The organism is Bacillus mycoides, from assembly GCF_018742245.1.
GTDB classification, from domain to species: domain Bacteria; phylum Bacillota; class Bacilli; order Bacillales; family Bacillaceae_G; genus Bacillus_A; species Bacillus_A cereus_U.
In genome coordinates this window covers 144,376-158,952 of sequence record NZ_CP036132.1, presented here as the reverse complement: position 1 = coordinate 158,952, position 14,577 = coordinate 144,376, and the positions used below count along the sequence as shown (strand labels likewise).

Here is a 14,577-nt window from a genome sequence, read left to right as displayed (position 1 = left end):
TTTCTTACATTTATTTCAGTTTTTCACCGAATAAAGAACCCATTAAAGCAACCGCTGTTGTTGCTGTTCTGTTTCTCTCATCTAAAATTGTATTTACTTCAACAAATTCAGCAGATGTAACAATATCGGCTTCTGCTAACATCTCCATCGCTAAGTGGCTTTCGCGATAAGATAGACCACCAATTACAGGTGTTCCAACTCCTGGTGCGTCATGAGGATCAAGCCCATCTAAGTCTAATGATAAATGAACACCATCAGTATGAGATAAATACGCAATTGTTTCTTCCATAACAGCCGTCATACCCATACGATCAATTTCATGCATTGAGAATACTTTAATGCCTTCTTCACGAATAAAGTCTTTTTCTCCTTCATCTAATGCACGTGCACCGATAATTACAACGTTCTCTTTCTTCACCTTTGGATATGCCCCATATAAGTCTACAAGTGAAGAATGCCCATATCCTAAACTTGCAGCAAGTGACATACCATGAATATTTCCAGATGGTGAAGTCTCTTCTGTATTTAAATCACCGTGTGCATCATACCAAATAACACCTAAATTTTTATAATGTTTCGCTACACCAGCTAACGTACCGATAGCAATACTATGATCGCCGCCCAATACAAGTGGAAAACGACCTTCTTCTATAATATGATCAACCTTACTTGCTAATTCATTACATACAGTTGCAACTTGTGTAAGGTTTCTTAACTTTGTATTTTCAGCTATTTCTTTCTCTCTCTCTATACATATATCTCCCATATCTTTTACGTTATATCCAATTTCTTCGATTCTTTCAATTACCCCTGCATAACGGATCGCGCTTGGTCCCATATCAACCCCGCGACGCATCTGTCCTAAATCCATTGGAACTCCAATAACTGAGATTTCTTTTTTCATAGATAGTATCCCCCTTTTATGCCTTCACTAAATATTTTAAATCTTTTATATAGTCTGACTCAACTCGACATTTTTCTGCATGGATATACATTTTATTCACTTATATTTACGTTAGAATCCTAATTTTTAAACTATTCGATGTATAAAGTTAACTTAATGAACCAACTAACTTTTCTATCAGCTAATATTTTTATCAGTGCTTTTCTCCATCACCACCTAAAATTACACAAAATATCCTCAAATAACTAAACAAAAAAACACTTCTACATTTAGAAGCGTTTTTCTGATGCTAATTTCCACACTGCTGCAATATTTTTTGCTGTCATTTCGATATTCTCTTCTGCCGCTTTATATGCTTCTTCTAATGTCATTGGACTAGCTGTAATACTAAACACTGCATCAATTCCCTTTTCATAAACAATTGCATAGTTCGGAGATACAGATCCGCCAATAGCAATTACAGGGATATGACGACATTTCGCCCGCTTCGCGACACCAATAGGAGCTTTTCCATAAGCTGTTTGTTCGTCTATTCTTCCCTCACCAGTTACAATAAGATCGGCACCCTCTATACACTTATCAAAATTTGTATAATCTAATACAATTTCAATCCCTTTTCTTAGCTGTCCCTTTAGCACTGCAACGACAGCAGCTCCCATTCCTCCAGCTGCCCCCGCACCCGGTATTTCAGATACATCAAAAGACACATGTTGTTTAAGTATATTAGCATAATGTTTTAAATTCTCATCTAGCTCTTTCATCATCTCTACATTCGCACCTTTTTGTCTCGCAAATACAAAAGATGCCCCGCTCAGTCCAACTAAAGGGTTATCTACATCACATGCCGCTTCTAATTTTATATCCTCCAGGCGTGAATCAATCTTAGAAAGGTCAACAGTGGTTATCAAATGCAATGTCCCTCCAGAGGGTTCTATTACCTCACCTTTCCTATTTATAAATCTTGCGCCTAAGGCAGATAGCATACCAGCCCCACCATCATTTGTAGCACTTCCTCCAAGCCCTAAAATAATGTGTTTAGCTCCTTGATCTAATGCATGTAATATCAGTTCGCCTGTCCCTTTTGTCGTTGTAATAAGTGGGTTTCTCTTTTCAATTGGAACGTGTTGTAATCCTGATGCTGCCGCCATTTCAATAAATGCTGTCTTCTTATCCTTAGACATACCATAAAAGGCTTGCACGCTCTCTCCAAGCGGCCCTGTCACATTAAGTGATATAATTCTCCCCATTGTAGCACCAACAAGAGCTTCAACCGTTCCTTCGCCTCCATCTCCAATTGGTACTTTAACATACTCTGCTTTAGGAAAAATTGCTGCAAAGCCTCTTTCAATAGCTTCACATACCTCTATAGCTTTCAAGCTTTCTTTATATGAATCCGATGCAATGACAACTTTCATAATTACCTCCCCCTTATTCAATCCCCTTTTTTCATTTTAAACGATATATGGAAAAGTTGCCTTTTGGAATGGAATTTAAACACAAAAAAAGCTTACATCATTTGATGTAAGCTTTCCCTATTTATATGGAGCCTAGCGGGATCGAACCGCTGACCTCCTGCGTGCAAGGCAGGCGCTCTCCCAGCTGAGCTAAGGCCCCTTAGTAATTAAGCGGAAGACGGGATTCGAACCCGCGACCCCAACCTTGGCAAGGTTGTATTCTACCACTGAACTACTTCCGCGAAAATGGTGAGCCATGAAGGATTCGAACCTTCGACCCTCTGATTAAAAGTCAGATGCTCTACCAACTGAGCTAATGGCTCGTAAATGGCTGGGCTAGCTGGATTCGAACCAGCGCATGACGGAGTCAAAGTCCGTTGCCTTACCGCTTGGCTATAGCCCATTAATATTTACTAGTATGGTTATCTTTTCAAAAAAATAAACCCTTTCAGGTTATTTTAAAGAAAATGGTGGAGGGGGGCAGATTCGAACTGCCGAACCCGAAGGAGCGGATTTACAGTCCGCCGCGTTTAGCCACTTCGCTACCCCTCCGACATTTAAAAATATATGGTGGAGGATGACGGGATCGAACCGCCGACCCCCTGCTTGTAAGGCAGGTGCTCTCCCAGCTGAGCTAATCCTCCAAAAGTGGTGACCCGTACGGGATTCGAACCCGTGTTACCGCCGTGAAAGGGCGGTGTCTTAACCACTTGACCAACGGGCCAAAAAAATAAAAACTTTTCCCAAGCTTCCAACCGGGCTTGAACCGGTGACCTCTTCCTTACCATGGAAGTACTCTACCAGCTGAGCTATGGAAGCATAATGGCTCCGCAGGTAGGAATCGAACCTACGACCGATCGGTTAACAGCCGATAGCTCTACCGCTGAGCTACTGCGGAATAATCTAAGCCTGGCAACGTCCTACTCTCACAGGGACAAGGTCCCAACTACCATCGGCGCTAGAGAGCTTAACTTCCGTGTTCGGTATGGGAACGGGTGTGACCTCTCTGCCATCATTACCAGACTTTTATCATTATGGACATTCTTTTGAGAATGTCAAAAGGAATTTTAAATATATATTCCTTCAAAACTAGATAACATTTGCTTCATATTATATGGTTAAGTCCTCGATCTATTAGTATTCGTCAGCTCCACATGTCACCATGCTTCCACCTCGAACCTATCAACCTGATCATCTTTCAGGGATCTTACTAGCTTACGCTATGGGAAATCTCATCTTGAGGGGGGCTTCATGCTTAGATGCTTTCAGCACTTATCCCTTCCGCACATAGCTACCCAGCTATGCCCTTGGCAGAACAACTGGTACACCAGCGGTGCGTCCATCCCGGTCCTCTCGTACTAAGGACAGCTCCTCTCAAATTTCCTGCGCCCACGACGGATAGGGACCGAACTGTCTCACGACGTTCTGAACCCAGCTCGCGTACCGCTTTAATGGGCGAACAGCCCAACCCTTGGGACCGACTACAGCCCCAGGATGCGATGAGCCGACATCGAGGTGCCAAACCTCCCCGTCGATGTGGACTCTTGGGGGAGATAAGCCTGTTATCCCCGGGGTAGCTTTTATCCGTTGAGCGATGGCCCTTCCATGCGGAACCACCGGATCACTAAGCCCGACTTTCGTCCCTGCTCGACTTGTAGGTCTCGCAGTCAAGCTCCCTTATGCCTTTGCACTCTACGAATGATTTCCAACCATTCTGAGGGAACCTTTGGGCGCCTCCGTTACACTTTAGGAGGCGACCGCCCCAGTCAAACTGCCCACCTGACACTGTCTCCCGGGTCGATAAGACCCGTAGGTTAGAATTTCAATACAGTCAGGGCGGTATCCCACCAGCGCCTCCACCGAAGCTAGCGCTCCGGTTTCAATGGCTCCCGCCTATCCTGTACAAACTGTACCAAAATTCAATATCAGGCTACAGTAAAGCTCCACGGGGTCTTTCCGTCCTGTCGCGGGTAACCTGCATCTTCACAGGTACTATAATTTCACCGAGTCTCTGGTTGAGACAGTGCCCAAATCGTTACACCTTTCGTGCGGGTCGGAACTTACCCGACAAGGAATTTCGCTACCTTAGGACCGTTATAGTTACGGCCGCCGTTTACTGGGGCTTCAGTTCAGAGCTTCGCTTACGCTAACCCCTCTCCTTAACCTTCCAGCACCGGGCAGGTGTCAGCCCCTATACTTCGCCTTACGGCTTCGCAGAGACCTGTGTTTTTGCTAAACAGTCGCTTGGGCCTATTCACTGCGGCTTTCCGTTAAGAAAGCACCCCTTCTCCCGAAGTTACGGGGTCATTTTGCCGAGTTCCTTAACCAGAGTTCTCTCGCACACCTTAGGATTCTCTCCTCGCCTACCTGTGTCGGTTTGCGGTACAGGCACCTTTTATCTCGCTAGAAGCTTTTCTTGGCAGCGGGGAATCAAAGACTTCGCTCCATAAGGAGCTTCCCCATCACAGCTCAGCCTTCACGATAAGCGGATTTGCCTACTTATCAGCCTAACTGCTTGGACGTGCACAACCAATCGCACGCTTCTTCTATCCTTCTGCGTCCCTCCATTGCTCAAACGATAAAGAGGTGGTACAGGAATATCAACCTGTTGTCCATCGCCTACGCCTGTCGGCCTCGGCTTAGGTCCTGACTAACCCTGAGCGGACGAGCCTTCCTCAGGAAACCTTAGGCATTCGGTGGACGGGATTCTCACCCGTCTTTCGCTACTCATACCGGCATTCTCACTTCTAAGCGCTCCACCAGTCCTTCCGGTCTGACTTCACTGCACTTAGAACGCTCCCCTACCACTGATACCATTGGTATCAATTCGCAGCTTCGGTGGTGTATTTAGCCCCGGTACATTTTCGGCGCAGAGTCACTCGACTAGTGAGCTATTACGCACTCTTTAAATGGTGGCTGCTTCTGAGCCAACATCCTAGTTGTCTAAGCAACTCCACATCCTTTTCCACTTAATACACACTTTGGGACCTTAGCTGGCGATCTGGGCTGTTTCCCTCTTGACTACGGATCTTATCACTCGCAGTCTGACTCCTAAGGATAAGTCATTGGCATTCGGAGTTTGACTGAATTCGGTAATCCGATGAGGACCCCTAGTTCAATCAGTGCTCTACCTCCAAGACTCTTACACTTAAGGCTAGCCCTAAAGCTATTTCGGGGAGAACCAGCTATCTCCAGGTTCGATTGGAATTTCTCCGCTACCCACACCTCATCCCCGCACTTTTCAACGTGCGTGGGTTCGGGCCTCCATTCAGTGTTACCTGAACTTCACCCTGGACATGGGTAGATCACCTGGTTTCGGGTCTACGACCACGTACTAAACGCCCTATTCAGACTCGCTTTCGCTGCGGCTCCGCCTCTTCAGCTTAACCTCGCACGGGATCGTAACTCGCCGGTTCATTCTACAAAAGGCACGCCATCACCCATTAACGGGCTCTGACTATTTGTAGGCACACGGTTTCAGGATCTCTTTCACTCCCCTTCCGGGGTGCTTTTCACCTTTCCCTCACGGTACTGGTTCACTATCGATCACTAGGGAGTATTTAGCCTTGGGAGATGGTCCTCCCAGATTCCGACGGAATTTCACGTGTTCCGCCGTACTCAGGATACATTCAAGAGAGAACGAAGTTTCGACTACGGGGTTGTTACCCTCTGTGACGGACCTTTCCAGGTCGCTTCGTCTACCTCGTTCCTTTGTAACTCCGTATAGAATGTCCTACAACCCCAAGAGGCAAGCCTCTTGGTTTGGGCTAGATTCCGTTTCGCTCGCCGCTACTCAGGAAATCGCATTTGCTTTCTCTTCCTCCAGGTACTTAGATGTTTCAGTTCCCTGGGTCTGTCTTCCATACCCTATGTATTCAGGTAAGGATACCATACCATTACGTATAGTGGGTTTCCCCATTCGGAAATCTTCGGATCAAAGCTTACTTACAGCTCCCCGAAGCATATCGGCGTTAGTCCCGTCCTTCATCGACTCCTAGTGTCAAGGCATCCACCGTGCGCCCTTTCTAACTTAACCAAACTAAAATTAAAAAAATATGAGCTACACTGTTATCTAGTTTTCAAAGAACATACATTTAAACTTGAGAGATAGTTCTCTCAAAACTGAACGAAACAAAACAAGTCAACGTTTATTGATGAACTGCGTTCATCAATTCTCCATAGAAAGGAGGTGATCCAGCCGCACCTTCCGATACGGCTACCTTGTTACGACTTCACCCCAATCATCTGTCCCACCTTAGGCGGCTGGCTCCATAAAGGTTACCCCACCGACTTCGGGTGTTACAAACTCTCGTGGTGTGACGGGCGGTGTGTACAAGGCCCGGGAACGTATTCACCGCGGCATGCTGATCCGCGATTACTAGCGATTCCAGCTTCATGTAGGCGAGTTGCAGCCTACAATCCGAACTGAGAACGGTTTTATGAGATTAGCTCCACCTCGCGGTCTTGCAGCTCTTTGTACCGTCCATTGTAGCACGTGTGTAGCCCAGGTCATAAGGGGCATGATGATTTGACGTCATCCCCACCTTCCTCCGGTTTGTCACCGGCAGTCACCTTAGAGTGCCCAACTTAATGATGGCAACTAAGATCAAGGGTTGCGCTCGTTGCGGGACTTAACCCAACATCTCACGACACGAGCTGACGACAACCATGCACCACCTGTCACTCTGCTCCCGAAGGAGAAGCTCTATCTCTAGAGTTTTCAGAGGATGTCAAGACCTGGTAAGGTTCTTCGCGTTGCTTCGAATTAAACCACATGCTCCACCGCTTGTGCGGGCCCCCGTCAATTCCTTTGAGTTTCAGCCTTGCGGCCGTACTCCCCAGGCGGAGTGCTTAATGCGTTAACTTCAGCACTAAAGGGCGGAAACCCTCTAACACTTAGCACTCATCGTTTACGGCGTGGACTACCAGGGTATCTAATCCTGTTTGCTCCCCACGCTTTCGCGCCTCAGTGTCAGTTACAGACCAGAAAGTCGCCTTCGCCACTGGTGTTCCTCCATATCTCTACGCATTTCACCGCTACACATGGAATTCCACTTTCCTCTTCTGCACTCAAGTCTCCCAGTTTCCAATGACCCTCCACGGTTGAGCCGTGGGCTTTCACATCAGACTTAAGAAACCACCTGCGCGCGCTTTACGCCCAATAATTCCGGATAACGCTTGCCACCTACGTATTACCGCGGCTGCTGGCACGTAGTTAGCCGTGGCTTTCTGGTTAGGTACCGTCAAGGTGCCAGCTTATTCAACTAGCACTTGTTCTTCCCTAACAACAGAGTTTTACGACCCGAAAGCCTTCATCACTCACGCGGCGTTGCTCCGTCAGACTTTCGTCCATTGCGGAAGATTCCCTACTGCTGCCTCCCGTAGGAGTCTGGGCCGTGTCTCAGTCCCAGTGTGGCCGATCACCCTCTCAGGTCGGCTACGCATCGTTGCCTTGGTGAGCCGTTACCTCACCAACTAGCTAATGCGACGCGGGTCCATCCATAAGTGACAGCCGAAGCCGCCTTTCAATTTCGAACTATGCAGTTCAAAATATTATCCGGTATTAGCCCCGGTTTCCCGGAGTTATCCCAGTCTTATGGGCAGGTTACCCACGTGTTACTCACCCGTCCGCCGCTAACTTCTTGAGAGCAAGCTCTCAATCCATTCGCTCGACTTGCATGTATTAGGCACGCCGCCAGCGTTCATCCTGAGCCAGGATCAAACTCTCCAATAAAGTTAGTTTGTCTAGCATCTAAAAATAAAAATTGACGTTCACGTTGTTTGTTTCGTTCAGTTTTCAAAGAACTTGTCTGTCGCTCATTTGCGACTTCCTTATGTTAACATCTTCATTTTTCGATGTCAACTAAGTTTTTTAATTTCTTTTTTGTCGTTTTCTGCGTTTCTGCATCAGCGACGTTTATTAATTTATCATATACTTACTATTAACGTCAATACTTTTTAATAAAAAATTCTTTTTCTTACATAACGAATACATTCTTCCCTATTAGCAACTCTCCGAAATAAACAAAAAATGATTTTATACCTTTTTTACAACGCTATGTATACGCTCATCTTCAAAATCAAATAAAAGTTCCTCTAATTCTCTCTTCAGTATGTATTCCATTTCTTTTTTCTCTTCCTTCGTCAACATAATCCCAAGCAAATTATCACCCCAATAACTCCTTACGTGTACCGATAAACACCGCACTCATTTTCAATTATCAATACTGTATCATCAAAAAACAAAATTCTATCACTCATTATATCCACCACTTACGATATTAATCCCTTGTTCTCTTTTTTTAATTTAAAGCATATATGTAACTGAAAAGGATTGGACAAAGGGGCGTAATATTATGTTTTTCTTTTTTATTACGAGTAAAAGGACATTTAAACACATTAGCTTAATAGTCGTACTTTCCTTATTTACAGCATGGCTACTCTTTTTAAAAACATATTCACATGAATCTGCTTTTTCAACTGCTACTGGCCCTAAAGTGATTTACAAAGGGGACACTGCAAAAAAACAAGTTGCATTCACGTTTGACGTTAGTTGGGGAGACCAAAAAGCTATTCCAATCCTTAATACACTCAAAGAAAGAGAAATTAAGAATGCAACCTTCTTTCTCTCTGCTGCATGGGCTGAAAGACACCCTGATATTGTCGAACGCATCATGAAAGATGGACATGAGATTGGTAGTATGGGTTATAATTACACGTCCTACACTTCACTAGAAGCAAATGAAATACGACGAGATCTTTTACGGGCACAAGATGTTTTTACAAAACTTGGCGTAAAACAAGTCAAGCTATTACGTCCACCTAGTGGCGACTTTAACAAAACGACTCTTAAAATAGCGGAATCACTCGGATACACCATCGTTCATTGGAGTAACAATTCAAATGACTGGAAAAATCCCGGCGTAAATAAAATCGTTTCCACAGTCTCTAGCAATTTAAAGGGTGGAGATATTGTCTTATTACATGCTTCTGATTCTGCCCTTCAAACAAATAAAGCTTTACCATTACTCTTACAAAAATTAAAGAGCGACGGATATGAACAAACATCTGTATCGCAACTTATTTCCAACACAAGTACAAAAAGCGAAGATATTAAGTAGTTCCTTTCCACACGGTTCTTCACACATAAAAAGCTCCACTATCTTTCGTTAAGATAGCGGAGCTTTTTTTATCCTAGTGTTTACAGACGATAAGAATCTGGTTAATTAAAAACCCATTCTCTTCTCATTAAGCTGACTTACTCTTTTGTCCAATTAAACGATGCAATACAAGTAACTGATATGCATTACATAATAGAAGTGGTATCACCATTAAATATAACCAATCTGTATCATTAATCCGGAGCGCTGGTACCCATTCAAGAATTGTTACAACAACCATAAAGAACAAAGCGGGAACAAATGCTTTTTTATTCGTTTCTTTACTCTTTATGTAAGCGACAATTGCCCCAAACACAAATAACATCCCAGCAACAAGTATGTTATTCCCTAACGAAACTTCCCCATTTGCAATAAGTACTGACCTTAAATAAACGAAATCAAACAATACGAACGCAATAAAGAACAGTTGCACTGCATTCCATAAAGAAGATGACCGAAACATCCCTAATCCAAAACGATGAATCGTTAAATATGCAAAGAACCCCATTTGACTTATAACACTAAAAATAAATCCTACGCCCATCAACCAGAAAGAAACTGCTAGAATCTCCTTTCCGTCGAAATTTTGAAAAAATTTAGCGTACTTGTCCCACTCTAAAACAAAACCAATAAAGACCGTGCTAATCCCACCAAGAAACAACGTCGTAAAAAATAGTCGTACCCACTTGCGGCTATTCACAACACATCCCCCATTATTCTTATATTTCTAATTAAATTGTATCAATGACAATTTCAAAAAGCTAGCCATGTTAATGTATAAATTCCTTAAAGAGATTTATATTAAAAAAAGAGAACTGTGCTGAAAGGAGCTCCAACTTATGAAACGGATGCTGCTCGTTTTGATTTCTTCTTTTCTATTTATGGCACTAGTGGCATGTGCACAAGAAAAAGAAGCAAAATCCGAACTTGATTATGATCAAACAAAAAAAATGATTGTTGATATTTTAAAAACCGACCAAGGAAAAAAGGCAATCCAAGATGTATTAACTGATGAAAAAATGAAACAAGCCCTCATATTAGATGAAACAGTAGTAAAGAAAACGATTGAAGATGCGATGGTATCTGAAAAAGGGCAACAATTCTGGGAAAAGCTCTTTAAAGACCCTGAGTTCTCATCGAAATTTGCTAAAAGCATGGGAAAAGAACAAACAAACTTAATGAAAACTTTACTAAAAGACCCTGAATACCAATCAGGTGTTATAGAGATTATGAAAAATCCTGAAGTAGAGAAAATTATGTTACAAACAATGAAGAGTAAAGAATATCGTCAATATTTACAGCAAGTACTAACCGAAACTGCCGAAAGTCCACTCTTCCAAGCTAAGATGATTGACATCATTAGTAAAGGTGTACAAAAAGCCGAAAAAGGTGGGTCTGATAAGAAAGGCGCAGGCGGTGAAGGTGGTTCTCAAGATGGGAACAAAGAACAACAATAAAAATTATAGTAATGAGTGGACAACGTATATATTGTCCACTCATTACTTACTACTTTATTTTTGTATAACAGCTGTTTTATCAATAACTGTCTCAGCTATCTTACGATAAATAAGACCCGTTGTATGTGTATCTTCATATACTGACGGCGCAAAGTCCTCTTTATTCCAATCAGGTTGTTGAAGTGGAATTCGACCAAGTACATCCGTTTGGAGTTCCGTAGCTAATTTATCTCCTCCACCTCTTCCAAACACATACTCTTTTTCACCAGTTGCTTTACTTTCAAAATACGCCATATTTTCAACAACACCAAGAATGCTGTGTTCTGTACGTAAAGCCATGGCTCCAGCGCGCGCTGCTACAAATGCCGCTGTTGGATGCGGCGTTGTTACAATAATCTCTTTACAAGCCGGCAACATCGAATGCACATCTAGAGCAACATCACCCGTACCTGGTGGTAGATCCAATACTAAGTAATCTAAATCACCCCATTCTACTTCTGTGAAAAAGTGATTTAACATTTTCCCAAGCATCGGTCCTCTCCAAATAACAGGTGCGTTATCTTCTACAAAGAATCCCATTGAGATTACTTTCACTCCTAGACGCTCCACTGGTATTATCTTATCACCTCTTACGATTGGGCGTTTTTCTATACCCATCATATCCGGTACACTAAAACCATAAATATCCGCATCAATGATACCAACCTTTTTTCCTAAACGAGCTAAAGCAATTGCAAGGTTAACTGAAACAGTCGATTTCCCTACTCCACCTTTTCCACTTGCTACCGCTAAAAATGTTGTATTTGAGTTCGGTGATAATAAGGATTCACTTTTCTCTTCCTCTTGCGGTGGTGCAAACTGGGCTAGTTCCTCTTCTGTAAATTCTGCAAAACGAAGTCCAACTGTTGTTGCTCCAAGTTCTTTTACTAACTTTACAATTCCAGACTGCAACTGCATTTGTTCCGCTGTACCTGTCTTTACAATTGCAATTTTAACACTTACATGTTCCTTCTCAGGCTTGACTGTTACCTCTTTAATTGCATTTGTTTCTTTTAACGTTTTATGTATAAACGGATCTACAATCCCTTCCAATGCTTCCACTACCTGCTCTTTTGTTACCATAATTAGCCCAGCCCCCTGTATGAAAAATAACGTAATGTTAATTAAATTTATCTCTCTTTATTTTTGAAATAAATGCGTTTACATTTCCAGTATAACATATTTTCGGAAAACTTCGTTAACGAGAGAAACTCGAAAAATCCTCCTTATTCTGGAGGATTTCCTTTTTCCGTAAAATAACGTAATATACCACGATATATTGCAGCCGCTACTTTTTGCTGGTATTTCTCCGAATTTAACATATATCTTTCATTCACATTCGATAAAAAGCCAGCCTCAATTAAAGCACCTGGTTTTTTGGCATACTTCAATAAATACACGTGAGGAATTGTTTTAGCAGAACGATTCGTATTTTCTAAGCTTGTTCTCAATTCAGCTTGTATAAATTTCGCAGCCCGTTCGTTTTCAATCGAAGAACGGTAGTAGAACGTTTGTGCGCCCTTAGATCCACTACTAGTTAGGGCATTTAAATGAATACTCGCAAAAAAGTCTACATCAGGCTTATTAATGATCTCAACACGCTTTTTTAAATCCTCTGCTTTACGTCTACTATATGACTTTGTATCTTTATTAGCTAAATCATAATCTCCTTCACGAGTTAAAATAACTAAAGCACCTTGTTCTTGTAAATAATCTTGTACCTTTTTTGTAATCTCAAGCGTAATATCTTTTTCTACAATATCCTTTCCACCAACAGCCCCTCCGTCTGGCCCACCATGCCCAGCATCTAGTACAATCACTTTCCCTGATAAGGGTAAATTCCAAGCTCGCCACGATTTTGTAATTTGAAATTCTTGTTTAACTAAAAAAAACAAAACAACCGCAGCGAGCGCAAAAGAGATAATTCGAATTCTCTTCATACCTTTCCTCCTCCAGCTAGTCCCTCTAATTACTTATATGGGACAAGAGGAAAGTTTATGCTTGTCTTAGTGTAGCTTTAATCGATATCTTCTTTCGCCTTTTTCATACCCTTCCTGCCACCACAAGCCGATAAACTGCTGGCAAGATTCAAAAAGCAATTCCTCGTCTTGCAACTTAATTTCACGTATAGTCATACTCGTTAAAAATTGAAATAATGTTTCAGTTAATTGTTGCTCTTCTTCTAAAGCCCTATATTTCACATCAAAGAATGATTCACCATGATAACCAAATTTACTGTATCTCGCTCCTAATAAATAAGATTCTATCCCTAATTCAATACAATAATCTTCATACTGACGATGAAGTTCTTGCATCTGAAAGGCATCACGAATATTTGAACGCAATGTTTTTAATGATAACTCTCGCAGCATCTTCCGCTCGTATTTTAACTGCTTTTCTTTTTGTTTTTCTTGTAAGCTGACAATGACATTCATAATACTTATAAACCTCCCTAATACGTATTAGTCTAAGCTTCTAAAGAAGAAGCATACGCAGGACGGTAGCACTAAAATATTCCAAGCTACAAAAATTACAAAAGAAGAATTAAACATAAAAAAACCCCAACCAAAATGGTTGGGGTTTGAAGTTCGCAAAAATTAACGTTTTGAGAACTGAGGTGCACGACGTGCGCCTTTAAGACCGTATTTTTTACGCTCTTTCATACGTGCGTCACGAGTTAATAGACCTGCACGTTTTAGTGTTAGACGGTATTCTGGATCAGCTTTTAATAAAGCGCGAGAAATACCGTGACGAATAGCACCAGCTTGACCAGTGTATCCACCACCATTTACGTTTACAAGTACATCGTAGTTACCTAAAGTTTCTGTTGCAACTAGAGGTTGTTTCACTACTTCACGTAATGCAGCAAATGGGATATAGTTTTCAAAATCACGACCGTTAATGATAACGCGTCCTTCGCCTGGAACTAGGCGTACGCGCGCTACTGAACTCTTACGACGTCCAGTGCCATAGTATTGAACCTGTGCCAAAGTAAGCCCTCCTTTAATTAATTATCCGCGAAGTTCGTAAACTTCTGGTTTTTGTGCTTGGTGTGGATGCTCTGCTCCAGCATACACGTTTAATTTCTTAGATACTTGACGTCCTAAACGTCCTTTTGGAAGCATCCCTTTAATTGCAAGCTCTAACATTTGTACAGGGTAGTTTGTACGCATTTCTAGAGCTGTTCTTTGCTTAAGTCCACCTGGGTGGTTAGTGTGACGGTAGTAAATTTTATCGTTTAATTTATTACCTGTTAAATGAATTTTCTCAGCGTTAATAATAATTACATGATCACCCGTGTCAACGTGTGGTGTAAATGTAGGTTTGTTTTTACCACGTAAAATGGATGCTACTTCAGTAGATAGGCGACCTAAAGTTTGACCTTCAGCATCAACCACATACCATTTACGCTCAACTTCGTTAGCTTTTGCCATAAAAGTCGTACGCATGTGTTTCCCTCCTCGTTATCTTTTCCATAGAAAAAATCTATTGTTTATCTTAAACACGATTTCCTTCCGGGGCTAATCGTGGTTTTAGAAACAATACCATATGTTATGATATAC

General features: G+C 42.2%; 10 protein-coding genes, 9 tRNA genes, 3 rRNA genes and 1 pseudogene. 2 read left to right on the top strand and 21 right to left on the bottom strand.

Annotation, left to right across the window (positions count from 1 at the left end; all coding sequences use genetic code 11):
• Positions 1–10: 10 nt before the first annotated feature.
• The 15 genes and pseudogenes from rocF to EXW56_RS00875 form a co-directional block, all read right to left on the bottom strand.
• Positions 11–904: an arginase gene (gene rocF / locus EXW56_RS00945; protein ID WP_002113337.1), complete on the bottom strand. Its 894-nt coding sequence runs from the start codon at positions 902–904 to the stop codon at positions 11–13.
• Positions 905–1,173: 269 nt separating this feature from the next.
• Complete coding sequence (locus tag EXW56_RS00940; protein ID WP_002202050.1) at positions 1,174–2,319, bottom strand: glycerate kinase; 1,146 nt, start codon at positions 2,317–2,319, stop codon at positions 1,174–1,176.
• A 126-nt stretch (positions 2,320–2,445) separates the two neighbouring features.
• A tRNA-Ala gene (locus tag EXW56_RS00935) sits at positions 2,446–2,518 on the bottom strand.
• Positions 2,519–2,528: 10 nt separating this feature from the next.
• Positions 2,529–2,600: transfer RNA gene (locus EXW56_RS00930), tRNA-Gly, on the bottom strand.
• Between the two features lie 5 nt (positions 2,601–2,605).
• A tRNA-Lys gene (locus EXW56_RS00925) sits at positions 2,606–2,681 on the bottom strand.
• 5 nt (positions 2,682–2,686) lie between these two features.
• Positions 2,687–2,761 (bottom strand) — tRNA-Gln (locus tag EXW56_RS00920).
• Between the two features lie 65 nt (positions 2,762–2,826).
• Positions 2,827–2,910, bottom strand: a tRNA-Tyr gene (locus EXW56_RS00915).
• 16 nt (positions 2,911–2,926) lie between these two features.
• A tRNA-Val gene (locus tag EXW56_RS00910) sits at positions 2,927–3,002 on the bottom strand.
• 5 nt (positions 3,003–3,007) lie between these two features.
• Positions 3,008–3,082, bottom strand: a tRNA-Glu gene (locus tag EXW56_RS00905).
• A 22-nt stretch (positions 3,083–3,104) separates the two neighbouring features.
• A tRNA-Thr gene (locus EXW56_RS00900) sits at positions 3,105–3,177 on the bottom strand.
• A 4-nt stretch (positions 3,178–3,181) separates the two neighbouring features.
• Positions 3,182–3,256 (bottom strand) — tRNA-Asn (locus EXW56_RS00895).
• Positions 3,257–3,265: 9 nt separating this feature from the next.
• Positions 3,266–3,381: ribosomal RNA gene (gene rrf / locus EXW56_RS00890) — 5S ribosomal RNA — on the bottom strand.
• Positions 3,382–3,472: 91 nt separating this feature from the next.
• Positions 3,473–6,394 (bottom strand): 23S ribosomal RNA (locus EXW56_RS00885).
• Positions 6,395–6,540: 146 nt separating this feature from the next.
• Positions 6,541–8,092: ribosomal RNA gene (locus EXW56_RS00880) — 16S ribosomal RNA — on the bottom strand.
• The 16S, 23S and 5S rRNA genes sit together here with 9 tRNA genes alongside, the layout of an rRNA operon.
• 224 nt (positions 8,093–8,316) lie before the next feature.
• Positions 8,317–8,521: pseudogene (locus EXW56_RS00875) on the bottom strand (hypothetical protein).
• A gap of 193 nt (positions 8,522–8,714) precedes the next feature.
• Between EXW56_RS00875 and pdaB the strand changes: the two are divergent.
• Positions 8,715–9,479, top strand: coding sequence for a polysaccharide deacetylase family sporulation protein PdaB (pdaB, locus tag EXW56_RS00870; protein WP_002202051.1), 765 nt, complete (start codon positions 8,715–8,717; stop codon positions 9,477–9,479).
• 127 nt (positions 9,480–9,606) lie between these two features.
• Here the strand turns inward: pdaB and kbaA are convergent, their stop codons facing one another.
• A complete protein-coding gene (kbaA, locus tag EXW56_RS00865) occupies positions 9,607–10,218 on the bottom strand; it encodes a KinB signaling pathway activation protein KbaA (protein WP_016095192.1) in 612 nt (203 codons plus the stop codon).
• A 139-nt stretch (positions 10,219–10,357) separates the two neighbouring features.
• Here kbaA and gerD point away from each other — a divergent pair, with 139 nt between their 5' ends.
• Positions 10,358–10,975 (top strand): spore germination protein GerD, encoded by a 618-nt coding sequence (gene gerD / locus EXW56_RS00860; RefSeq protein ID WP_002115342.1) that lies wholly within the window; start codon positions 10,358–10,360, stop codon positions 10,973–10,975.
• Positions 10,976–11,029: 54 nt separating this feature from the next.
• On the opposite strand, the gene EXW56_RS00855 is transcribed toward gerD, so the two are convergent.
• The 5 genes from EXW56_RS00855 to rplM form a co-directional block, all read right to left on the bottom strand.
• Positions 11,030–12,097, bottom strand: coding sequence for an Mrp/NBP35 family ATP-binding protein (locus tag EXW56_RS00855; RefSeq protein ID WP_002113332.1), 1,068 nt, complete (start codon positions 12,095–12,097; stop codon positions 11,030–11,032).
• 143 nt (positions 12,098–12,240) lie between these two features.
• A complete protein-coding gene (gene cwlD / locus EXW56_RS00850) occupies positions 12,241–12,954 on the bottom strand; it encodes an N-acetylmuramoyl-L-alanine amidase CwlD (protein ID WP_002113331.1) in 714 nt (237 codons plus the stop codon).
• 66 nt (positions 12,955–13,020) lie between these two features.
• On the bottom strand, positions 13,021–13,449 hold the full coding sequence (locus EXW56_RS00845; protein WP_002113330.1) for a DUF2521 family protein: 429 nt from the start codon (positions 13,447–13,449) through the stop codon (positions 13,021–13,023).
• 162 nt (positions 13,450–13,611) lie between these two features.
• On the bottom strand, positions 13,612–14,004 hold the full coding sequence (gene rpsI, locus EXW56_RS00840) for a 30S ribosomal protein S9 (RefSeq protein WP_000079986.1): 393 nt from the start codon (positions 14,002–14,004) through the stop codon (positions 13,612–13,614).
• Positions 14,005–14,025: 21 nt separating this feature from the next.
• Positions 14,026–14,463, bottom strand: coding sequence for a 50S ribosomal protein L13 (rplM, locus tag EXW56_RS00835; protein WP_001260795.1), 438 nt, complete (start codon positions 14,461–14,463; stop codon positions 14,026–14,028).
• Between the last annotated feature and the right edge of the window lie 114 nt (positions 14,464–14,577).